The sequence below is a fragment of the Pseudomonas sp. GL_139_B genome (assembly GCF_057834475.1).
Genome location: NZ_CM174403.1, coordinates 2,503,623 through 2,526,290 on the forward strand (window position 1 = coordinate 2,503,623; position 22,668 = coordinate 2,526,290).

Genomic DNA, 22,668 nt, shown 5'->3' on the forward strand with positions numbered 1-22,668 from the left:
CTGCATGTCTGATAGGCGATTTATCAGGCAAAAATGATGTCGCATGACACACAGCCATCGCGAGCAGGCTCGCTCCTACACGGAGCTCGGCTCTGTCAGTACCTTGCGGAACGTCTCCACCAACGGCCGCAAATTGATCCGGTGCCATGCTGCCCACAGGGGTCTGGTGAAGGAAATCCACGGCACTTCCCGCAGCACCACACCCGGCGGTGCGTTGCGGCTCAAGCCTTTCTGAATCATGGCGATGCCCAGTCCCGAGGCCACCAGCGCCATGGCAGTGAAGGGGCCGGTGGCTTCCATGCGGATGTCCGGGGTGAAGCCGGCGCGGATGCAGGCGCTGACGAAGTCTTCGCGGTTAGTGACATTCTGGTGGTGCTGTACGCCGATCCACTCTTGATCGGCGAGGTCGGTCGGGGTCAATGTTGTCTGGTTAGCCAGTGGATGGTGTTCAGGTAATGCCAGCAACATCGGGTCGTCCAGTACCTGAAAGCCCAGCAGATCCGGATCGTTTTTGGCCGGCGGTTCGCTGACCAGTGCGATGTCGAGGCTGCGCTGGCGCAGGCCTTCAAGCTGTTCAGTGGAGCGCAGGTTGTACAACGCAACATGCACGTTCGGTCGCTCGACGCGCAACACGCGCAGAGCATTCGGTAACACGCCGGCGTGCATGGCGTTTTCGATGTAGCCGATGCAGAGCCCGCCTTCTTCGCCGCGACCGAGGCGTTTGCCAAGGGATTCCAGGCGACTGGCGTGAGTCAGCAGGGCGCGGGTTTCGGCGAGGAAGGTCTGGCCATCGCGGGTCAGGCGAATGCGTTGTTGGCTGCGTTCGAACAGGGTCAGCCCCAGCCGTTCTTCAAGCTGTGCGATCTGCCGGCTCAGCGGCGACTGGGAAATGTGCAGGCGTTCGGCGGCGCGACCGACGTGTTCTTCTTCGGCGACGGCGACGAAGTAGCGCAACTGGCGGATGTCGATCATGTCAGACCTCTTAGGACTCAAGTTCTGCACATTATGTCTTGGACGGTCCGACCGTCGCAATCTAGGATCTGCTCAACGGTCAGGCAACTGGCCACTGAAACTGATGAGGATTGAATCATGAGCTTGAAAGACAAACTGCCCGGCGCGCTGGGTTTCGGCACCGCACCCTTGGGCAACATGTTCCGCGCCATTCCTGAAGACGAGGCGCTCGCTACCGTGCACGCCGCCTGGGATGCTGGCGTGCGTTACTTCGACACCGCGCCGTTCTACGGTTCGGGCCTGTCGGAACTCCGTTTGGGCGCCGCGCTGTCCCGATACAACCGTGACGACTACGTGCTGAGCAGCAAAGTCGGCCGGGTCATTCTGGATGAAGTCGAAGACACGGCGGCCCGTGACCTGGGCGAGAAGAGCGGGGTGTTCGAACACGGTCGCCCGAACAAGATCGTCAACGACTACAGCGCCGACGCGACGATGCGCTCCATCGAAGACAGCCTCAAGCGTCTGCAAACCGATCGTCTGGATATCGTCTGGGTGCATGACATTGCGCAGGACTTCTACGGCGATCAATGGCTGGAGTACTTCAACCAGGCCCGCACCGGCGCGTTCAAAGTGTTGACCCGTTTGCGCGAAGAAGGCGTGATCAAGGGCTGGGGCCTGGGCGTGAACAAGGTCGAGCCGTGCGAACTGACCCTTGATCTGACCGAAGCGCAACCGGACGGCTTTCTGCTGGCGGGTCGCTACACTCTTCTCGACCACGACCGCGCGTTGCAACGTTTGATGGATGCCGCACTGGCACAGAACGTCGAGATCGTAGTCGGTGGCCCTTACAGCTCGGGCATTCTGGCGGGTGGTGCGCACTTCGAGTACCAGAAAGCCAGCCCGGCGATCATCAACAAAGTCGAGCACATCAAACGCATCGCCGCCGCGCATGGGGTCGACATCAAAGCGGCAGCCTTGCAGTTCTCGTTAGCCAACCCGGCGGTGGCGGCGGTGATTCCAGGTTCCAGCCGTCCAGAGCGGATTGCTGAAGACGTTGCCGCGCTGTCGGCGGCGATTCCCCCAGCATTCTGGCAGGCGATGCGTGAGGCAAAACTGGTGTCCGAACGTGCGCCATTGCCGATCACAGGAGTTTGAGCATGAAAATTGATCTGACTGGGAAACTCGCCATTGTCAGCGGCAGCACCGCCGGCATTGGCTTGGGCATCAGCAAGGCGTTGGCCGAGTCCGGCGCCACGGTGGTAGTGATCGGCCGCGAGACGGCCAAGGTCGATCAGGCACTGGCGAGCATTCGTCAAAGCGTGCCGGGCGCGCAGCTGCGTGGCCTGACCGCCGATTTGGGCACTGCCGAAGGTGCCGACGTGTTGTTCGCTGCCGAACCGCGTGCGGACATTCTGGTGAACAACCTCGGGATCTTTAACGACGTGGATTTCTTCGACACGCCGGACAGCGAGTGGGCGCGGTTTTATGAGGTCAACGTGATCTCTGGTGTGCGCCTGTCACGGCATTACGTGCCGGACATGGTCAAGCAGGGTTGGGGCCGGGTGATCTTCGTGTCCTCGGAATCTGGCATCTCGATCCCGGCCGACATGCTCAACTATGGCGTGACCAAAAGCGCCAACCTGGCGGTGTCCCATGGGCTGGCCAAGCGGCTGGCGGGCACGGGTGTCACGGTCAATGCGATCCTGCCTGGCCCGACGCTGACCGATGGCCTTGAGCAGATGCTCAAGGACGCCACCGCCGCCTCCGGCCGCAGCGTTCGAGAAGAAGCCGATGCGTTTGTGCTCAAGGCGCGGCCGACGTCGATTATCCAGCGCGTGGCGGATGTCGAGGAGGTGGCGAACCTGGTGGCCTACATCGCTTCGCCGCTGTCCTCGGCCACGACCGGCGCGGCATTGCGTGTTGATGGTGGTGTTGTCGACAGCATGGCGATTTGATTTTTTTGATTAAGAGAGAGGGTTACATGGCAACTGCATCAGCGTTTGTTGATATCCCGGCTTCGGCCGATGACGTGTGGCATTTGATCGGCGGCTTCAACTCGCTGCCGGACTGGCTGCCGTTTATTCCGAAGAGCGAACTGAGCGAAGGCGGGCGAGTGCGCAGCCTGCAAACTGCCGACGGCGCGGTGATCGTTGAGCGGCTTGAGGCGTTTGATAACGCCGCGAAGACGTACAGCTATTCGATTGAGCAAGCGCCGTTTCCGGCCACTGCGTATTTGGCGACGATCAAGGTTGAAGCGCAGGGGCAGGGGACTCGTGTGACGTGGTCGGGGCGGTTTACGCCTGTGGGGGTGAGTGAGGAAGAAGTGGTGGCGTTGTTTAGCGGGATTTATCAGGGTGGGCTCAAAGCACTGCGGGCCAATTACCCAGCCTGATACCTGTTTAGCAAACAGCATAAATCCCTGTGGGAGCGGGCTTGCCCGCGATAGCGGAGTGTCAGACGACATAAATTTCTCTGTCAGGCCGCCATCGCGGGCAAGCCCGCTCCCACAGGTTTTGTGTCAATCCGGGGGATTCGAGTCAGGTCTGCGGAATCAGGCTCTGCCGACAATCCAGCACCAACCGCGCGCCACCGAGTTCGCTGCTGCCCACTTCAAGCGCAAACCCATGCAGGCTGGCAATCGCCGCAACAATCGACAATCCCAACCCAAACCCGCTTTTCTGATGACCCCCTTCAGCACGATAGAAGCGTTGAAACACTGCCTCGCGCTCGGCCTCTGGAATGCCCGGCCCGGAGTCAAGCACTTCGATTCGGGTAAACCCTCCCTCGCTGACCCCGCGCAAAACCACCTCGCCCCCCGGCGGCGTGAACTTGATCGAGTTGCTCAGCAGATTCGCCACGGCTTCAAACAACAGTGCCCGATCTCCGTTCAGCGCCGGCAAGGTCGCAGGTAATTGCAGTTTGAAAATCAGTTCGCCTTCCTCCGCCAGCGGCAGGTAAAAGTCGTGCAGCTCTTGCAGCAACGGCACCGGGTCCACTTGCACAAAACCCGAGCGGCGCTGGCGATCCTCCAGCTCGGAAATTCGCAGCAACCCGCGAAAGCGCGCCATCAAGGTGTCCGCTTCACCAAGCACGGAATCCAGTTGCACGGCCAGCGTCGAGCCGTCTTCAGCCTGCTGCTGAATCCGGTACAGCTGCGCCCGCAGACGCGTCAACGGGGTGCGCAGGTCGTGGGCGATGTTGTCGCAGACACCCTTGACCTCGTGCATCAAACGCTCGATGCGTTCCAGCATGGCGTTGACGATGGCGGCGAGCATGTCCAGTTCATCGCGGCGATTGGACAAGGGCAGGCGTCGGGTCAAATCACCGGCAACGATGGCTTCGGCGCTGGCCTGGATGGCGCGGATACGCCGCATTGGCCGGCGCCGCAACAGGTGCCAACCGGCGATGCCAGGAATGATCGTCAGCGTGACGCCCCAGAGCAGCGCATGAAGGATGATCCGGGTAACGGCGAACAACGAACCGTTGTCGCGCACCAGCACCAGCCAGTGACCGTCCTGGGTCTGGGTCGCGACCGCGTCGCAACTGTCGGCGGGCAGGGTCGGGTCGTCGGAGTCGGTGCAGTCGCTGAGCATGTGGATCTTGCCGTCCAGCGGCAGGCCTTCGGGCATGTGGCGCAGGGCACCGCTGAGGTAGCGGTGCTGAGCATCGAACAGGCCATAAGCGTCGATGCCGCGAATGTCGAAGGTCATGCTGACGGCGAGGGCGTCCGCCAATTGTTCGCCCTGAAAGTGCGAAAACAAATGCTGACGTTGCATCAGCGAGTGTTTGGCCAGGTTGTCGAGGTAAGCGGACACCTCGTAGTACATGACGCCCATGAGGATCGCGCTCCAGATCACAAACAGCGAGCTGTAGAGCGCCAGCAAGCGGCTGCTGGAGGAACGCCAGCCGTTAGACGGGTTCGGCAATGACATAACCCGAGCCTCGCACGGTCCGAATCAGTGGTACCTGGCCTTGCGAGTCGATTTTCTTGCGCAGACGGCCAATGTGCACGTCGATCAGGTTGGTGCCGGGGTCGAAGTGGTAACCCCAGACTTCTTCGAAAATCATCATGCGCGACAGAATCTGCCCGGTGTTGCGCATCAGGAATTCGAGCAATTTGTATTCGGTTGGCAGCAGCGTCAGCAGCAGGCCGGCGCGGCTGGCTTCGTGGCTGATCAGGTTGAGCTCCAAATCCGCCACTCGCAGTGTGGTGGCCTGGGCGGTGACGGTGTTCTTTCGGCGCAGCAGCACTTCAACACGGGCGGCCATTTCATCGGTGGCGAACGGCTTGGTCAGATAATCGTCACCGCCCGCGCGCAAACCGCGCACCCTCTCATCGACGTCGGAGAGGGCACTGATCATCAGGATCGGCGTGGCCACGCCCATGGTCCGCAGTGTAGTGACAATCGCCAGGCCATCGAGCTCTGGCAGCATGCGGTCGAGCGTGATCAGGTCGTAGTCGCCACTGACCGCACGCTCCAGGCCTTCACGGCCATTGTCGACCCAATCGACATCGAGGCCGTGGCTGCTCAATTCGGCGACGATTTCCCGGGCGGTCACGGCGTCGTCTTCGATGGTCAAGATGCGGGTCATAGGGCGGGCCTGAATAGCGGTTCTCAATGTGCAGCATTTTGCCAAGAAATGATCGAAGGCTTTCTAAATAAAACTTCATGCGCTCATTATTTTAATCAATGCAGAAAACCCGCTGCGTTGAGGCATTCCTTGCAAATTGCATGAGAAAAGGAAGTTCAATCTTTATAGGTATTTGAAAAATAAAGAAATATTTAACAATCGCGACTGGCACGGTGGCTGCAATGGTGCATTTGAAGAGTTGTAACACCATCTTTCCTGCCTGGAGCGATACAACAATGAATAGATCTTCTGATGGTTTCTATCCCGTCGCTGAAGAAACAAGCACGCTCTCGGGTGTGTCTTGGGGGGCGATCTTCGCCGGGGCCGCTGCTGCGGCGGCGTTGTCGCTGATCCTCGTGCTGCTCGGTTTCGGCCTGGGTTTTTCGGCGGTCTCGCCGTGGGCCAATGAAGGCGTGAGCGCCAAGGGCCTGGGCATCTCAACCATCGTTTGGCTGGCGGTGACGCAGATCGTGGCATCCGGGCTCGGTGGCTACATTGCCGGCCGTTTGCGGGTCAAGTGGGCCAACATGCATGGGGATGAAGTGTATTTCCGTGATACCGCCCATGGCTTCCTCGCCTGGTGCGTGGCGACATTGGTGACTGCGACCCTGGTGGTCGGCTCGGTCAGCAGTATCGTCAGCGGTGGTGTACAGGCCGGGGCGAATGTTGTCGGCGGGGCGGCCAGTGTGGCGACTCAAGCCGCAGGCACTGCTGCCGGAAAAACCGACAGCGATCAGTTCGGTTACTTCGTCGACAGCCTGTTCCGTTCCGATAGTCCGGCCAACGTCAGCGATGACGCCGCCCGTAGCACGGTGACCCGCATCTTCGCGCGCAGCCTGAGCAATGGCCAATTGTCAGCCGAGGACCGGACCTATCTCGCGCAAATGGTTGCCCAACGCACCAACCTGAGCCAGGCAGACGCCGAACGTCGTGTCGATGACGTCTACGCCCGCACTCAAAAAGCCATTGCCGACGCCAAACTCGCGGCCCAGCAAGCTGCTGACACCGCCGCCAAAGTCGCTGCCTGGACATCGCTGTGGATGTTCATCGCCCTGCTGATTGGTGCGTTTTTCGCCAGCCTTGCCGCCACCTATGGCGGTCGTCGTCGGGACGCCGTGGTGTATGTGGAAACCGACGCTTACCTCACCACTGCATCACTGCCACCTGTTCGCTAACCCAGGAGAATCATCATGCGCTCATTACTGCTGTTCTTTCTCGGCGTGCCCATCCCGATCATCATCCTGATCGCCTTGTTCATGCATTAATAGCTGAAGCTCGGGCCTGACGTTAAACCGCGTTATCGTTCATCGCGGGCAAGCCGCGCTCCCACAGGGGAACACTGTCACACTGTGGGAGCGTGGTTTGCCCGCGATGACGTCATAACAGTCGCCATACCGCTTAAACCTTACCCGCCTCCTGCTCCTCCAACTGATCCGACTCAAACAATTTAGCCAGCTCAGCCCGCGCTTCCTGCGCGGTCTGCAACACCTTCGCCGCATCGTCATACACGGCATGCTGCGCTTCCAGCACCTGCTCATCGTGATGCTGGAAGCGCTTGATCCGCGCATCGGCCTGAGCCTGAGTCAGCCCCAGGCCAACCAGCGTGCGGCGACTCATTTCGAGGCTCGAATAATAAGTTTCGCGAATCGCCTCGGCGCCAAGGTCCACCAGGCGATGCACATGCTGGCGGTTACGCGCCCGAGCGATGATTTTGATGTGCGGATACAACCGATGCACCACCTCGGCGGTCTTGATATTGGTGTCCGGATCATCGGTAGCAATGATGAAATATTCGGCCTGTTCGACCTTGGCCGCGCTGAGGATTTCCGGGCGCATCGGGTCACCATAAAACACCGGCACACCGCCGAAACTGCGGGACAGTTCAATGGTTTCCACGGAGGTGTCGAGCGCTACGAACTTGATGTTTTGCGCCCGCAGAATCCGCGACACGATCTGACCCATCCGGCCCATGCCGGCAATCACCACACGCGGCGCATCGGTGTCGATTTGGCGGAATGTTTCCGGCACCACGACGGGTTGCACCTTGGGCGAATACAGCCGTGCGCACAGCAGCAACAGCAGCGGCGTCACCGCCATGGACAGGGTTATGGTTAGCACCAGCAAATCGTACAGGTGCGGCTCGAACAAGCCCTGATCGCGGCCGATCTTGAACACCACAAACGCGAATTCACCACCGGCCGCCAACACGATGCCCAAACGCAACGCATTGACTTTGCTCAAGCCGCCGGCCAATCGGCCCACGATAAACAGCAGCGGCAACTTGATTGCGATCAGCAGTAGCGTCAACCCGAGCACTGCAATTGGCGCGCTGAGCAGCAGGCTCAGGTTGGCCCCCATACCGACGCTGATAAAGAACAGCCCCAGCAGCAGGCCTTTGAACGGTTCGATCTGCGCTTCCAGTTCATGACGGTATTCAGAGTCCGCCAACAGCAACCCGGCGAGGAACGCGCCAAGCGCCATGGACACGCCGACCAGGTCCATCAACCACGCCGTACCGATCACCACCAGCAGCGCCGTCGCAGTAGACACTTCCGGCAAACGGGTCTTGGCCACTACGCGAAACACCGGGCGTAGCAGATAGCGTCCGCCGATCACTACCACCGCAATGCTGCCCAACACCCTCAGGCCATGATTCACATTGTCGGCCTCTGTGCTGGCGTGATCTCCACCCGCCAGCAGCGGCACCATGGCGATCAGCGGGATCGCGGCGATGTCCTGAAACAGCAGAATCGCAAATGCTAACCGACCGTGAGGGCTGGTCAACTCCTTGCGTTCGGCCAGGCTTTGCAAGCCAAACGCGGTGGACGACAAGGCAAGGCCAAGACCGAGCACGATGGCGCTGTTCAGTGGCTGACCAAAGACGAACAGCGCCAGCCCACCCATCACCGAGCCCGTCAGCAGCACCTGCGCCAGGCCAACGCCGAACACCGATTTGCGCATCACCCACAAGCGTCGCGGCGACAGTTCCAGGCCAATGACGAACAACAGCAATACAACGCCAAGTTCAGAGATGTGGCTGACACGCTGCGGGTCGCTGATCAACCCCAGCACCGACGGCCCGATGAGGACGCCGGCAAACAGATAACCCAGCACGGCTCCCAATTGCAGACGCTTGGCCAAGGGCACGGTGAGCACCGCCGCGAACAGAAACACGACAGCGGCTTGCAACAGGTTCCCTTCATGGGGCATGGCTTACTCCAGAACTCGATACGGCGGAGCGCCAAGGATAAAGGCTGTGGCGGGATGCGTCAGCCGTGTTGACTGACAAACCGCTATCGCTGGCAAGCTAGCTCCCACAGAGGAACGCGCTCATCGGTAGGAGCTGGCTTGCCAGCGGAGACGCCGAACCAAACAACCGAGCAATCAGATAAACGCCTCGATATGCGCCATCCCCCGAGCCACATACTCTTCCTTCTCACCCACTGGCGCGAAGTTGTGCAGCACCTCCCGCGCCGCTTCAGTGCCTTTCAGTCGAGCCAAAAACCACACCGCCAAATATTGCGCCGACAAACATCCACCCGCCGTCGCGACATTCCCATTGGCGTAAAACGCCTGATTGACGACATTTACACCAGCCGCCTGCACCCAAGGCTTGCTGATGGCATCGGTGCAAGCGGGGGCGTCGCCGAGCAAGCCGAGCTTTGCCAGCAAAAAGGTGCCAGAACATTGCGCGGCCAGTAACTGGCGGTTTGGGTCGAAACGCAGTTGATCCATAATCGCCGGATTTTCAGCCACTTCACGGGTCTGGCGTCCGCTGCCGACCAGCACAGCATCCGCCTGACAAGCCTGGGCAAGATCAATCTGCGCATCGATGGTCAATCCATTCATGGACGTGACTCGCGGTGTCGGCGAAGCGATGCTCACACGCCAGTCCTTGTCACCCTGCAGCGACACCCGGCTAAGCATGCCGTAAGCGATCAGGGAATCCAGTTCGTTGAAACCGTCGAAGGTCAGAATGGCAATGTGCATGGCGGCTAGTCCTGAGTGTGTTCACGCAGCCTACGCCGACCCGAGGCGCAACCCCCGGTACAGTAAGGTGCAGAATCATCGCAACAGTAAGGAATGATTCTTCGCAAACACAGTAGGGCGTTAAAGCCTAATTAATTAGGCGCTCGCACCGGGCTCTCGGTGCCCAACCGATACTGATTATTCCCACTGCGCTTGGCCTCATACATCGCCAGATCCGCAATATGAATCAGCCGGTCCATGCTCGGCGCATGGTCCGGGTACACCGCGACCCCAAGGCTGGTGCCGATGTGGCGCTGGTCGTTGCCGATGCTGATCGGCGGTGACAGTTCGACGAAAATTTTCTGGCAGATACTGCGCGCTTCATCCTGCAGGCTAATGCCCTGAGGCAATCCTTGGAGAATGACCACAAATTCGTCGCCGCCGATCCGGGCGACGGTGTCGGTTGAGCGCAATATTTTCTTTAACCGCGTGGCGGTGGCGATCAGGACGCGGTCGCCGGCCGCATGGCCGTAGTGATCGTTGATGGCTTTGAAACCGTTGAGGTCGACAAACACCAGCGCAACCCGTGTGGCGCCAATACGCGCTTGTTCCAGTGCCTCGGACAGGCGTTCTTCCAGCACGAGCCGATTGGGCAGCCCGGTCAGTGGATCGTAATGAGCCAGGTGTTGCAGGTAGCGGGCGGAGGCTTTTTCCTCGGTAATGTCGCGTACTACGCCCATCATTTTGATGGTGGCGTCGTGGTCGTTCTTGACCACGTTGCCGGTCTCTCGCAGCCAGTGAATGCTGCCGTCGGGCCAGACGACGCGGTATTCCTCGTCATGGTTTTCCCCGGTTTCCAGGCACCGCAATTCCCCGGCGCGCACGCTGGCGCGGTCCTCCGGGTGTACGCAGGAGCAAAACAGCGCGTAGGAGGGCGTTACTTCGCCGATCTTGAAGCCGAACATGCCGTAGATCGCGTCCGACCAGTAGAGCTTGTCGGTGTCGACGTCCCAATCCCAGGTGCCGATACGGGCGAAGTATTGGCTGCGTTTGAAGCGTTCTGCGTCGCCATCCTGGCGTATGGACGGTCCTTCGGACAGGCTGGCAATCAGTGCACGACACTCGCCCAATTGTTTTTTCAGCGAGCGCTCTCGATAGAACATCGCGATGAGCAGGGCAAGCATGACTGAGCCGATGGCTGCGCTGGTCCAGACCAAATTCATTCAGGGAGAGTCATTGGGTATTAAACCGAGGGAAACGTTGGTGCTTATGTTAGTTCACCGGACTGCTTGGTTGCAGTCGCTTTCTATCTAGCGAGCGCTAGACTTTCTGTGCACGCCATCAGCTTCGTGATCGTCCGTCTGGCAGGAGATCCTCAGCATGTCTCAGGTAAACGCGTCTGGCCCGACGCCCCCACCACCTGCACCGGAGAGTTCACAGTTGTCGGCGCATTTTGGTGGACCGACGTTGCTGTTTGCGGCTTACCTGTTTTTCTATTCCTGGCTGCATTTGTTTTATTACTTCAAGACGTTCGGCATACCGCTGGTGTCGCTGGATATCTCTCTGTATTTCTATCTGGCGTTTGCCTGGACTGTGGCGAAACAGCTCGGCGTCTGGATCCTGATCATTCTGGGCGGTGGTGCCATCGGTTATGTCGCACTTAATGGTGCCTGGTCTTCGGATCGCAAGTTGTTTCCTTACTTCCTGCACAAGGCCTTGTTCGCGATTTTTTTGGTTTGCGGCCTGGGGGGCACCTCATTACTGGCCGAGTATTTCGGAACGCTGCAGGCCCAGCAAGTTCGCGACGGCGGCGTATTGCACCCGATTCGCCTGCACTTCGACGACAAACAGGTCAAAAACTTTCCGCCGGAACTGATGATGGCAACGGCCAGCAAGGATGGCGGGATTAAAGAAGCCGTGCTGCTGATTGAAACGGGCGAGACGTACTACGTGCTGGTTCAAAAGGTGCTGATGAAAACCGAAAAGCAGCCGCAACGTTACGATTCATTCGGCACGGTGTATCAAGTGCCAAAAAAGCAGGTGACCTACGTTGAAATAGATGTGCCCAACATCCCGAGAATGACTTGGACATTATTTTTCGACGAGTTCCTGTAAGTCACGACGCGGGACTGGACCAATGGCAGGTGCGCTATGACCAGACTGACGATTGCCCTGACCCTCGCTCTGTTTGTGAGCGCGGCGCAGGGCGAACAGATATTGATAATGCCCAGTGGCGAACAGTACCTTGGCAACGAAACCGTGGACCATTCGGGGATTTTTGTGGATTGCGAAAAGCGGCCACATAGTTCGGCGGACGGAAAGATCCAGCCGACGAGCCAACGATGTACGACCAACAATGTCATCGTTGTCATGGCGCCGTCGTTGATTACTCGCTCACCGCTGGAGGTGGTTAGCGTGGACCCGACCGCCAAAAAAATTGAGGTCATGGAGGGGAATACGGTCCAGACCCTCGACTTGAAACAATTCCCGGATCTGCATTGGTTTGATTTCGCCAAAGGAGATCAGATCGGCATTGTGACCGACCAGAAAAGTAGTGTGGGCAAATGGATCCTTCCGGAAGCGATCTTCGGCAAGGACTTCGCGGTCGATGCGAAGCAGAAGGAAGACAAAAAAGTCGTGGAAATGTTGTCCCACCCCGATAAGGGCACCTGAAGAGTTGCAAGCAGAATGATTTTCTGGGAAAACCACGTCCCTCGAATACCGCAAACAGACCATCATCGTCATGAATGAAGAACTGCAAATCATCGACCTCCAGCCAGGCGACGGTAAAGCCGCCGTCAAAGGCGCGCTGATCACCACCCAATACCGTGGCTGGCTGGAAGACGGCACTGAATTCGACTCGTCCTACAGCCGTGGTAAACCTTTCCAGTGCGTGATTGGCACTGGCCGGGTTATCAAAGGGTGGGATCAGGGGATTATGGGGATGCAGGTGGGCGGCAAGCGCAAATTGCTGGTGCCGGCGCATCTGGCGTATGGCGAACGGACGATGGGCAAAATCACGCCGAATTCGAACCTGATTTTCGAGATTGAACTGCTGGAAGTGCTGACTCGGGATGATTGACGCAGGCCTGATCGGAGCCTGTGGCGAGGGGCAAGCCCCTTCACCACAATGGCTTTGCCTTCGATCCCTCGGCGGGTCACGTGAATAGGTCAATGTCGGCAAACGTGTATGACCGTTCTGAAACTCTGGCCGTTGTTACAAGTCGGGGATTAGTTACAAATGAGCCGCGGCGAGCCTGAATATGTTCGTCGAATTTGATGGCCCCTTCGCGAGCAGGCTGGCTTACAAACGCCGAAAGACTCAGCCTTGCCACGCCCCGGCATTCGCCAAACTCTTCGTCCGCTCCACAGCTAACGCCATCAGTGAATCCACCGCACTCGTGGCCATCGTCTCCCGCGTCTCATGCGTCGCCGACCCCATGTGCGGCGTCGCCATCACGTTGTTCAACGTCAACAGCGGCGAATTCTTGTTCAGTGGCTAACGTTTAAACGCATCCAGCCTCGCCCCCTGCATGCAGCGCTTCGATCAGCGCCAATTCTTCCCTTCGGATGAGCGAAAAAGGACAGCCGACCCGCTCCTGGCTCGTTCAGAATAACTTGGTAGCGCTGCCATTTTCCTATCGGAAAGATTCGCAGCAAAACAGTGGCCCTCGCTGGGCGAGCATTAGGCATGGATCCGTCCCTGTTTTGGGATGCTGCTGTTTAAACACCGCTACAACCAGACAAAGGTGAAACAAAATTATAATTTCAGCTACGAATATTCCAGCGAGCTCTTTGACTCAACCAGCAGTACCACATACGGTACAGGCTGCGGCAATAAAAAGCGTCTTCCCTCAAAATATATCCACGAAATTATTACAGAACTTCGCCCTCCTCGCGGGGAGCAATATTGAGGCAAATATCCTTTTTAATGAGAGTGACGATGGCGTACCGATCTTCCAAAGAGATCCCAAAAAAACCATGGCAATTATCAATGAGGGTAACAAGCAAATAGCTGCTGAATGGGGCATGCCACTGCATGAGGTAGAGGCGATGGTAGGCGGCGCCAGCACTTTTCGCGACCCTGTATGCGGACTTTCTGCGAATAACATCATGAAGCTGTTTCTGGACGGCGAAGAAAATAGCTACAGTTATTCGAAGGCGGAAAATCTGGATTTATCAATGTTGAAGTCAAAACTGAGCTCTTTGCCTATTGATAAGCACTTTTTGCTTAGAGTGCAGGATGGTGGGCTCGGTCACGCTTATATAGTTGATATCCCTGCCGGTGATGAAAAAATACGTCCGGCTTTTCTCTATCAATCGGATCTCGGTGGCGGTGTAACCCGAAGTGTCTCGCTCACTGACTGGATGCGGGAAAAGGCACATATCCTAATTGACATGAACGATGTTTGTGAGCACTTCGACAACATGGCTTCGGGCAATATCGATCTGGGGTGCATAGCGAAGCCGTTTGATATTGACGGTAACCCTCTCATCCTCAATGCAGAACGCCTGCGGTTGGGAAAGCCCAGTAAATTTCAAGTTCAAGAATATGATCCAGATAGATTGCAACAAAATGTGGATGCTATTGTCTCCTTGTGCAATTAAATGCGGCCATCCTTCGTTTTGTATCGTCGTAATGGAGCGGGCGTCGCTGATTTTTTATGTTGCACAACCTTGTTTACGAAATTAGGATCAAATGAATCCAGCAAGCCTGCTTGATCAGGTATTGCGATAGGAGCGGACTATGTGTATCCACTCAAACAATACGCAACAAACAAATCCAATAGCACAACATATAGGCAATGTTAGACCACTCGATGCGGCGCAAGGGTTGCAGATGGATCTGGATGCGGTCAATGCCATTCCTTGTCATGAGTGCTCTATAAGTAGAATGCATAGAATTTTGAGTAATGCGTTGTTTGCAACGAAGATCGATAGTATTGACTTCATTTCAGAAAACGACGTGCTCATTAGAACGTCCAGTATCAAAAATAGCCTAAGCCAATACCATCACGATGATCTTTTGGTGCATAGCTCAATGCTGATTGTAAAAGACGTCGGCGGAGGTGAGTGTACATTTAACAGGATAGAGATGGTTGAGGCTGGCAGAATGGATTGTTTGGTATGGCATAGTGATAGGTACCACATGGGGCTACGCCTTAGCGAGCGAATTGATACAAAGCCAGATAATTTTTTTCTGCATGGAGATACATATAAAATACACCTCCCAAGCACCGGCCAAAAGTTGCAATCTGATAAATTAAATACTTTTAGCAGGGTTGCGTTTGCGCTCGGCTTGGAAGGGGAAATGCTAAAAAATACACAACAAATATACGGCGGCGGATCAGATGGTTTGTATAACTGCAATACCTTTGTTGCTAATGTTCTGTCCAATGCGTGCGGGGAATATGTTAACCCAGCGGTTTGAGTGTCCCTGAGTAGAATGAGCAGTTGTCGATTGGGGTGAGATGGCAAAGGATTTGTCTGATCGGTTTAGATAGGCTATGGCGCGTCCTATCACCAACGCCGTGTTTTGGGAGGGCGCGTGTCGCCAATCAACGAATATGCAGCTGTTCAACTGCTGGACGAGGCTTTTCGGCACTGGACCGGCCAGGGTCTGCCGGCCCCTGAATCACTGACCGGAACGGAACGCTTGCACTGGTTGCACGAGCACGCGCCGTACAGCCTGTTAGCCCATGGCACTGAAGACGATCCTTGTTTCTTCTATGCCAATGAACAGACGCTGGCCTGTTTCAAATACGATCGCTCGCAGTTCCTTGGTATGCCGTCACGGTTCAGCGCTTCGCCGTTGGACCGAGCCATACGCCAGACACTGCTGGAACAGGTCACGGCCAACGGGATTGCTCATGGCTATAGCGGCTGGCGAGTGGACAGGGACGGCAATGCCTTCATGATTTACGAAGGCAAAGTCTGGACCCTGATCGATCAGCACGGCGAACATCGGGGACAGGCAGCATTGTTCTGGCCGGATAGAGCGCGCGTTGGTGTAATTGATTGACAGGTTTTGAATGATGCGTCCTTTGTCATGGCGTCTTCGCGATCTCACGGCACATCCCGAAACACCGGAATCCGCCCATTCAACGAAGGCCGGTATGCCCAGGCCAATCGCTCCAGCGCAGGCTGGTGCGCCAGAATCTCCCTCAACGTCGCACTGGCAATCCCCAGCGCCAATATTTGCGCCGGACACTGATGCCGCCCCGCGCCAAAGGTAAAACTGCGGCGCTGCGAGCGATCCAGACGAAAGACGTCCGGGCTGTCATTCAGCTGCGGATCGCGATTGGCCGACGCCAACAGCAACAGAACCACATCGCCCGCATGCAGGCGCACGCCCTCGATTTCACAGGGCTCGGCGACAAACCGGCGAGTGTTCTGCACCGACGGGTCAAAACGCTGGGTTTCGGCAATCAAATCATCTACGCAGGTCTGCTGAAGCGATGGATGTCGAATCACCGCCAACAGCGCATTGCCGATCAGCCCCGCAGTGGCTTCAAACGTTTGGGAAAACAGACCAATCAGATTGGCGATCAGCGTTTCGTGGTCACCAGCGAAGCGCCCGCCAATTCCGGCGAGCAGCGGGCTTTTATTGTCCGGGTCGTCGAGCAATTCAATGAAGTAACCCCGTAAATGTTCAGCGCCAGCCTGCGCAGCGTCGAGTTGCGCCTGATCGCTGAGCGGCGACAGGCATGCCACGAAATCTGCTGTCAGCTCGCTGATCGACCGACCCTGGGCCGGCGTGAACCCCAGCAAAGCCGCCACCACGCACACCGGCCCGCGAAACATGGCGTTGTACAAACCGTCGGCGTCGGGCGTGATCAATCGCGCCGCCACCAATGCATTGACTTCGTTTCTATCGATCAACGCCAACCCCGGCTCAATCGCCGTCCTCGGGCAGCGCTGCCGTTCGCCTTCATTCATCCGCATCAACTGCCCGAATACCTTGCCCGCCATACCGTCGGCAATCGCCCTGGGCACCGGTTCAGCGGTCGGCCGTACATGGCAATCAGGATGGGCGAGCACGGCGGCGACCGCTCGGGCAGTACTGGCCACCCACATTTTTAGTCCTTCGTGAAAAATCAGTCCTCCTTGGGCACGCAATTGCGCGTAATAGGGATAAGGGTCGGTATGAGTCGCAGCGATGATTGGGTCCATGGGTCGCAGCCTTGTTTGTGGCGGGGAAAGTGTTGCTACTATCTCCAGTCCTAAGGGCCCTTGATTCGTCCGGGAGCGAAATATGAACGCAAAACAACACGACATCGGCGTCTCTCAGGTAGCGGCAGCCATTGCGGAGCCGGCCCGGACGAAAATCCTCTGTTCGCTGATGGATGGCCACGCCCGCACCAGCACCGAACTGGCGGCGATTGCCGAAGTCAGCGCCTCCACCGCCAGTGCGCATTTGGCCAAACTCAAGGAATTGGCATTGGTGCGGCTGCACGTACAAGGCCGCCATCGTTATTACAGCCTGGCGGACAAGCGCGTGGCCCAGGCACTGGAAGCGCTGATGGTGATCGGCCAGAACACCGCGCCGACGTTCAACTCGCGCACGCCGGATCGCTTGCAATTCGCTCGCACCTGCTACGACCACATGGCCGGCACGTTGGCGGTGCTGCTGCATGACCGGATGCTGGAAAAAGGCTGGTTGCTGGAAACCGATGAGCAGGCTTATCGGTTGAGCGACAGCGGCGAGGCGCTGTTTGAAGGATTGGGCATTGAGGTCAAGGACCTGAGTACGCTGCGTCGCCGTTTCGCCTGTCCGTGTCTGGACTGGAGCATGCGTCGGCCACATCTGGGTGGCTCGTTGGGGGCGGAGTTGCTGCAATCCGCGATCAAACGCAAGTGGGTGACGCAGGACCTGGACAGCCGGGCGTTGACGTTGACGCCGATGGGGCGCAAGGCGCTTGGTGCGCAGTTTGACCTGGCGCTGCCGTCTTCAAGCGGATCATCGATATCTATTGATAAAAGGCATCAAGATATTTCCGTTACCCATTGAATTTGAAGGGTAACGCTAAAAAATAGAAGGCGAAAAAAAGCCCGGCTATCCAATTGATAGCCGGGCTTTTTTGCTCAAGCGAACAGCCGCTTCAGATCAAACCTTGACGATCCAGCCCGCTGGCGCTTCGATGTCGCCGGTCTGTACACCGGTCAACTCTTTGTAGAGCTTCTGGGTGACCGGGCCGACTTCGGTTTCGCTGTGGAACACGTGCAAGTGGTCGTTGTAGTTGATGCCGCCGATCGGGGTGATCACGGCCGCGGTACCGCAAGCGCCGGCTTCCTTGAAGTCCGAGAGCTTGTCGATGAACACGTCGCCTTCGATCACTTCCATGCCCAGACGCGATTTGGCCAGCTCGATCAGCGACAGGCGGGTGATGCCTGGCAGGACCGACGGCGAGTTCGGGGTGACGAACTTATTGTCGTGGGTGATCCCGAAGAAGTTGGCCGAGCCGACTTCTTCGATCTTGGTGTGGGTCATCGGGTCCAGGTAGATGCAGTCGGCGTAGTGCGCTTTCTTGGCCTGGGAGCCTGGCATCAGGCTGGCGGCGTAGTTGCCACCGACCTTGGCCGCGCCGGTGCCTTGTGGGGCGGCACGGTCGAAGCTGGAGATCAGGAAGTTGTGCGGAGTCAGGCCGCCCTTGAAGTAGGCACCGACCGGAATGGCGAAGATCGAGAAGATGAACTCGGGGGCGGTACGCACGCCGATGTTGTCACCCACGCCGATCACGAACGGACGCAGATACAGCGCGCCGCCGGTGCCGTAAGGCGGGATGAAACGCTCGTTGGCGCGGACCACTGCTTTGCAGGCTTCGATGAACTGTTCGGTTTCGACGAACGGCATCAGCAGGCGTGCACAGCTGCGCTGCATGCGCAGGGCGTTCTGGTCCGGGCGGAACAGGTTGATCGAACCGTCCTTGCAACGATAGGCCTTCATGCCTTCGAAGCACTGCTGGCCATAGTGAAGGGCGGTGGAGCCTTCGCTGATGTGCAGCACGTTGTCTTCGGTCAGGGTGCCTTTGTCCCACTCGCCATTGCGCCAGTACGACAAGAAACGCTTGTCTGTCTTGATGTAGTCAAAACCCAGCTTGTCCCAATTGATGCTTTCGTTACCCATGACACCCTCTATCACTGAACAACCGCCGAAACGGTTCAAGGCTTCTGACGTTTTTTGGATGGGGACAACAATACTTCATTCCGGAGCGAAATCGCAGTCCAGACTATCGGCTGACTGACAGATAAATTGTGTTGTCCTTGAGAATTCGCGAGCAGGCTCGCTCCCACAGGGTTATGTGAACGCCACAAATCCAATGTGGGAGCGAGCCTGCTCGCGAAGAGGCAATCACTGCCGCCATCAATTGCGCTAGTTACAGGTGCAATGCATGCCCCAACGCACGCAACGCCGCTTCTTGAACAGCCTCGCCCAAGGTCGGATGCGCATGGATGGTGCCGCCGATGTCTTCCAGCCGCGCGCCCACTTCCAGGCTTTGGGCGAAGGCCGTGGACAGCTCGGAAACCCCGACGCCCACTGCCTGCCAGCCGACAATCACATGATTGTCCCGACGAGCGACCACCCGCACGAAGCCGCTTTTCGATTCCAGCGTCATCGCCCGGCCATTGGCCGCGAACGGGAAGCTCGAAACGATGCAGTCCAGACCGGCGGTCTTGGCCTCATCCGGGGTCTTGCCGACCACCACCAGTTCCGGGTCGGTAAAGCACACGGCCGCAATAGCGGTGGGGTTGAATTCACGGGTTTTACCGCTGATCAGTTCGGCCACCATCTCGCCCTGAGCCATGGCTCGGTGCGCGAGCATCGGTTCGCCGCTCAAGTCGCCGATGGCGTACACGTTGCGCATGCTGGTCTGGCAACGGTGATCGATCTTGATCGCCGAGCCGTTCATGTCCAGGTTCAGCGCTTCGAGGTTCCAGCCCTGGGTGTTAGGTTTGCGACCGACGGCCACCAAGACCTGGTCGGTTTCCAGGTTCAGGGTGTCGCCATCAGGACCCAGTACTTGCAGCAAATTGCTTGTTGAATCAAAGCCTTGAACGCTATGTTTCAAGTAAAGCTTCACGCCGAGCTTTTTCAGTTCGTCGTGTACCGGCTGAGTCAGTTCGGCATCATAGGCGGGCAGGATGCGTTCCTGCGCCTCGACCACGCTGACGTCGGCGCCGAGTTTGCGATAGGCAATCCCCAGTTCCAGACCGATATAACCGCCACCGACCACGGCCAGCCGCTTTGGCACGGACGTCGGTGCCAAGGCTTCGGTGGAGGAAATGATCGGGCCGCCAATCGGCAGCATTGGCAGGTTTACGCTTTTCGACCCGGTGGCCAGCACCAGGTGTTCACACTGAATGCGAGTGTCGCCGACGTCGATGGTTTTACCGTCGACGACCTTGGCCCAGCCTTGAATCACCTGGACTTTGTTCTTTTTCAGAAGCGCTGCGACGCCAGTGGTCAGGCGATCGACAATGCCATCCTTCCATTCAACGCTCTTGCTGATGTCGAGGGTCGGCGCAGAAACGCTGATGCCCAAGGGCGAATGCTGGCTGTGGTGTTGCGTCTGGTGGAACTGCTCAGCCACGTGGATCAACGCCTTGGACGGAATGCAGCCGATGTTCAGGCAGGTGCCGCCCAGCGATTCGCCTTCCACCAGAATGGTTGCAATGCCCAGTTGACCGGCACGAATTGCCGTCACATAACCGCCAGGGCCACCGCCGATGATCAGCAGCGTGGTGTTCAAAGTTTGCATTGTGCTCTCCAACAAAAATCAGTCCACAAACAAGGTGGCGGGTTGTTCGAGCAGGCCACGAACGGCCTGGATGAATTGCGCCGCGTCCATGCCGTCGACCACGCGGTGATCGAAGGAGCTGGAGAGGTTCATCATCTTGCGGATCACGATCTGGCCTTTGACCACCATCGGGCGTTCGACGATTTTGTTGACGCCGACGATCGCCACTTCCGGCAGGTTCAGCACGGGGGTGCTGACGATGCCGCCCAAGGCTCCGAGGCTGGTCAGGGTAATGCTCGAACCGGACAATTCATCGCGGTTGGCCTTGCCGTTGCGTGCAGCGGTAGCCAAACGGGAGATTTCGCTGGCGTTGTCCCACAGGCTGCGGGCTTCGGCATGACGGACCACCGGCACCATCAAGCCGATGTCGGCCTGGGTGGCGATGCCCACATGCACCGCGCCGAGGCGGGTGATGACCTGGGCTTCGTCGTCGTAACGGGCGTTGATCTGCGGGAAGTCGCGCAGGGCAACCACCAGGGCGCGGACCAGGAACGGCAGCAAGGTCAACTTGCCACGGGTTGCGCCGTGTTTTTCGTTCAGGTGCGCGCGCAGTTCTTCGACGGCTGTCACGTCGATTTCTTCGACGTAACTGAAGTGTGCGGCGCGCTGTGTAGCGTCCTGCATGCGCTGGGCAATTTTACGGCGCATGCCGATGACCGGGATTTGCTCTTCGTCGTTACGCTGGGCGTAAGCGGAGGTCACGGTCGATGCATTCGACTGACCTTGCGCCAGATAGGCGTCGAGGTCTTCGTGCAACACACGGCCGGCTGGGCCGCTGCCACGTACCAGGCGCAATTGAATGCCGAGGTCTAGCGCGTGTTTTCGCACGGCCGGGGAGGCCAGCGGACGTTCGTCGGCCTCGCGAGCCACCATCGGGCCTTGGCAAACCGCCACTCGCGGCGCTGCGGCAGCGACCGGTTTGCTTTCGACAACGGCTGCAACTGTAGGCGCTGCAACCGGCGCTTCTTTAACGGGAGCAGGCTGCGCCGACTCTTTAACGTTGCCCGCGCCTTCCACTTCAATACTGATCAGGATGCTGCCAACGGCCATGACTTCGCCCGGCACACCGCCCAGCGCAATCACCTTTCCGTGGACCGGCGAAGGGATGTCGACCATCGCCTTGTCGGTCATCACATCGGCCAGCACCTGATCTTCGACGACCATGTCGCCGACTTTGACGTGCCACACCGACAATTCAACTTCTGCAATGCCTTCACCAATGTCCGGCATTTTAATAACGTGCGTGCCCATTCAGACCTCCATAACCCGATGCAAAGCCGCGCCCACTCGGGACGGGCCAGGGAAATACGCCCACTCTTGTGCGTGCGGGTAGGGAGTGTCCCAACCGGTGACGCGTTCGATAGGCGCTTCCAGGTAGTGGAAGCAGTGCTCTTGCACCAGTGCGACCAGTTCGGCGCCGAAGCCACAGGTACGGGTCGCTTCATGAACGATTACGCAACGGCCGGTTTTTTTCACGGACTTGACAATGGTGTCCAGGTCCAGCGGCCACAGGCTGCGCAGGTCGATGACTTCAGCGTCGATGCCGGTTTCTTCAGCGGCGACTTGCGACACGTAAACGGTGGTGCCGTAAGTCAGGATGGTCACGTCCTTGCCCGGACGAGCGATGGCGGCGACGTCCAGCGGCACGGTGTAGTAACCGTCCGGCACTTGGGCGGCCGGGTGTTTCGACCACGGGGTTACCGGGCGGTCGTGATGGCCGTCGAACGGACCGTTGTACAGGCGTTTTGGCTCCAGGAAGATCACCGGGTCATCGTTTTCGATGGAGGCAATCAGCAAGCCTTTGGCGTCGTAAGGATTGGATGGCATGACCGTGCGCAGACCGCAGACCTGAGTGAACATCGCCTCGATGCTCTGGCTGTGGGTCTGGCCGCCATAAATGCCGCCGCCGCAAGGCATGCGCAGGGTCATCGGGGCGGTGAATTCGCCGGCCGAGCGATAACGCAGGCGGGCGGCTTCGGAAATGATCTGGTCCGACGCCGGGTACACGTAGTCGGCGAACTGGATCTCGGCCACCGGGCGCAGGCCGTAAGCGCCCATGCCCACGGCGACGCCGACGATGCCGCTTTCGGAGATCGGCGCGTCGAACACGCGGGAGGTGCCGTACTTGGTCTGCAGGCCTTCGGTGCAACGGAACACGCCGCCGAAGTAGCCCACGTCCTGGCCGAACACCACGACGTTGTCGTCACGCTCGAGCATCACATCCATGGCCGAGCGCAGGGCCTGGATCATGGTCATGGTGGTCGTAGTCATGGCGGTTTCCGTGTTCAGCTCGATAGTGTTGTTGTGGTCGTTCATG

Annotated in this window: 23 protein-coding genes; 12 read left to right on the forward strand and 11 right to left on the reverse strand. The window is 58.1% G+C overall.

All coding sequences use genetic code 11. The features are described from left to right. Positions 1-75 precede the first annotated feature (75 nt). The gene (locus AC3ISI_RS11590; RefSeq protein WP_489337073.1) at positions 76-972 is read right to left on the reverse strand and encodes a LysR substrate-binding domain-containing protein; all 897 of its coding nucleotides are present in this window, start codon (positions 970-972) and stop codon (positions 76-78) included. A gap of 117 nt (positions 973-1,089) precedes the next feature. On the opposite strand from AC3ISI_RS11590, the gene AC3ISI_RS11595 reads away from it, so the two are divergent. Genes AC3ISI_RS11595 through AC3ISI_RS11605 form a run of 3 tightly spaced genes read left to right on the forward strand, consistent with a single transcriptional unit; the run spans position 1,090 to position 3,343 of the window. After that, complete coding sequence (locus tag AC3ISI_RS11595; protein WP_489337074.1) at positions 1,090-2,106, forward strand: aldo/keto reductase; 1,017 nt, start codon at positions 1,090-1,092, stop codon at positions 2,104-2,106. A 2-nt stretch (positions 2,107-2,108) separates the two neighbouring features. Continuing rightward, a complete protein-coding gene (locus tag AC3ISI_RS11600) occupies positions 2,109-2,906 on the forward strand; it encodes an SDR family NAD(P)-dependent oxidoreductase (RefSeq protein ID WP_489337075.1) in 798 nt (265 codons plus the stop codon). A gap of 26 nt (positions 2,907-2,932) precedes the next feature. Beyond that, on the forward strand, positions 2,933-3,343 hold the full coding sequence (locus tag AC3ISI_RS11605; protein WP_489337076.1) for an SRPBCC family protein: 411 nt from the start codon (positions 2,933-2,935) through the stop codon (positions 3,341-3,343). Positions 3,344-3,488: 145 nt separating this feature from the next. Here AC3ISI_RS11605 and AC3ISI_RS11610 read toward each other — a convergent pair whose 3' ends face one another. Both AC3ISI_RS11610 and AC3ISI_RS11615 read right to left on the reverse strand, forming a co-directional pair. Then, positions 3,489-4,883, reverse strand: a complete 1,395-nt coding sequence (locus AC3ISI_RS11610) for a sensor histidine kinase (RefSeq protein ID WP_489337077.1) — start codon at positions 4,881-4,883, stop codon at positions 3,489-3,491. Next, the gene (locus tag AC3ISI_RS11615) at positions 4,861-5,544 is read right to left on the reverse strand and encodes a response regulator transcription factor (protein WP_489337078.1); all 684 of its coding nucleotides are present in this window, start codon (positions 5,542-5,544) and stop codon (positions 4,861-4,863) included. Before AC3ISI_RS11615 ends, AC3ISI_RS11610 begins: the two co-directional genes overlap by 23 nt. Positions 5,545-5,819: 275 nt before the next feature. On the opposite strand from AC3ISI_RS11615, the gene AC3ISI_RS11620 reads away from it, so the two are divergent. Further along, positions 5,820-6,758, forward strand: coding sequence for a hypothetical protein (locus AC3ISI_RS11620; protein WP_489337079.1), 939 nt, complete (start codon positions 5,820-5,822; stop codon positions 6,756-6,758). 223 nt (positions 6,759-6,981) lie between these two features. Here the strand turns inward: AC3ISI_RS11620 and AC3ISI_RS11625 are convergent, their stop codons facing one another. The 3 genes from AC3ISI_RS11625 to AC3ISI_RS11635 form a co-directional block, all read right to left on the reverse strand. After that, the gene (locus AC3ISI_RS11625; protein ID WP_489337080.1) at positions 6,982-8,793 is read right to left on the reverse strand and encodes a monovalent cation:proton antiporter-2 (CPA2) family protein; all 1,812 of its coding nucleotides are present in this window, start codon (positions 8,791-8,793) and stop codon (positions 6,982-6,984) included. Between the two features lie 174 nt (positions 8,794-8,967). Further along, entirely contained in the window at positions 8,968-9,573 is a 606-nt protein-coding gene (locus AC3ISI_RS11630; protein ID WP_489337081.1) for a DJ-1/PfpI family protein, read from the reverse strand. Between the two features lie 131 nt (positions 9,574-9,704). Further along, positions 9,705-10,775, reverse strand: a complete 1,071-nt coding sequence (locus AC3ISI_RS11635; RefSeq protein WP_489337082.1) for a diguanylate cyclase domain-containing protein — start codon at positions 10,773-10,775, stop codon at positions 9,705-9,707. A gap of 157 nt (positions 10,776-10,932) precedes the next feature. Here AC3ISI_RS11635 and AC3ISI_RS11640 point away from each other — a divergent pair, with 157 nt between their 5' ends. The 7 genes from AC3ISI_RS11640 (at position 10,933) to AC3ISI_RS11670 (ending at position 15,574) form a co-directional block, all read left to right on the forward strand. Further along, entirely contained in the window at positions 10,933-11,667 is a 735-nt protein-coding gene (locus AC3ISI_RS11640) for a hypothetical protein (RefSeq protein WP_489337083.1), read from the forward strand. A 36-nt stretch (positions 11,668-11,703) separates the two neighbouring features. Continuing rightward, positions 11,704-12,225 carry a hypothetical protein gene (locus tag AC3ISI_RS11645; protein ID WP_489337084.1) on the forward strand — a complete coding sequence of 174 codons (522 nt, stop codon included), beginning with the start codon at positions 11,704-11,706 and terminating at the stop codon, positions 12,223-12,225. 70 nt (positions 12,226-12,295) lie between these two features. Further along, positions 12,296-12,634 (forward strand): FKBP-type peptidyl-prolyl cis-trans isomerase, encoded by a 339-nt coding sequence (locus AC3ISI_RS11650; protein ID WP_223525169.1) that lies wholly within the window; start codon positions 12,296-12,298, stop codon positions 12,632-12,634. Between the two features lie 181 nt (positions 12,635-12,815). Then, positions 12,816-13,055: a hypothetical protein gene (locus AC3ISI_RS11655; RefSeq protein WP_489337085.1), complete on the forward strand. Its 240-nt coding sequence runs from the start codon at positions 12,816-12,818 to the stop codon at positions 13,053-13,055. Between the two features lie 292 nt (positions 13,056-13,347). Next, a complete protein-coding gene (locus tag AC3ISI_RS11660; RefSeq protein WP_489337086.1) occupies positions 13,348-14,160 on the forward strand; it encodes a cycle-inhibiting factor in 813 nt (270 codons plus the stop codon). Between the two features lie 139 nt (positions 14,161-14,299). Next, positions 14,300-14,983, forward strand: a complete 684-nt coding sequence (locus tag AC3ISI_RS11665; RefSeq protein ID WP_489337087.1) for a hypothetical protein — start codon at positions 14,300-14,302, stop codon at positions 14,981-14,983. 117 nt (positions 14,984-15,100) lie between these two features. Beyond that, positions 15,101-15,574 (forward strand): MEKHLA domain-containing protein, encoded by a 474-nt coding sequence (locus tag AC3ISI_RS11670; RefSeq protein ID WP_489337088.1) that lies wholly within the window; start codon positions 15,101-15,103, stop codon positions 15,572-15,574. Positions 15,575-15,618: 44 nt separating this feature from the next. Here the strand turns inward: AC3ISI_RS11670 and AC3ISI_RS11675 are convergent, their stop codons facing one another. After that, entirely contained in the window at positions 15,619-16,725 is a 1,107-nt protein-coding gene (locus AC3ISI_RS11675; RefSeq protein ID WP_489337089.1) for a cytochrome P450, read from the reverse strand. An 82-nt stretch (positions 16,726-16,807) separates the two neighbouring features. Between AC3ISI_RS11675 and AC3ISI_RS11680 the strand changes: the two genes are divergently transcribed. Then, entirely contained in the window at positions 16,808-17,563 is a 756-nt protein-coding gene (locus AC3ISI_RS11680; RefSeq protein WP_489337090.1) for an ArsR/SmtB family transcription factor, read from the forward strand. Positions 17,564-17,659: 96 nt separating this feature from the next. On the opposite strand, the gene AC3ISI_RS11685 is transcribed toward AC3ISI_RS11680, so the two are convergent. From AC3ISI_RS11685 to AC3ISI_RS11700, 4 genes are all read right to left on the reverse strand, one after another. After that, on the reverse strand, positions 17,660-18,679 hold the full coding sequence (locus tag AC3ISI_RS11685; RefSeq protein WP_489337091.1) for a branched-chain amino acid aminotransferase: 1,020 nt from the start codon (positions 18,677-18,679) through the stop codon (positions 17,660-17,662). Between the two features lie 250 nt (positions 18,680-18,929). Then, a complete protein-coding gene (gene lpdA, locus AC3ISI_RS11690) occupies positions 18,930-20,312 on the reverse strand; it encodes a dihydrolipoyl dehydrogenase (RefSeq protein ID WP_489337092.1) in 1,383 nt (460 codons plus the stop codon). Positions 20,313-20,330: 18 nt separating this feature from the next. Then, a complete protein-coding gene (locus AC3ISI_RS11695; RefSeq protein WP_489337093.1) occupies positions 20,331-21,602 on the reverse strand; it encodes a dihydrolipoamide acetyltransferase family protein in 1,272 nt (423 codons plus the stop codon). After that, positions 21,603-22,667, reverse strand: a complete 1,065-nt coding sequence (locus AC3ISI_RS11700; protein WP_489337094.1) for an alpha-ketoacid dehydrogenase subunit beta — start codon at positions 22,665-22,667, stop codon at positions 21,603-21,605. It abuts the gene before it with no gap. Position 22,668: the final 1 nt, after the last annotated feature.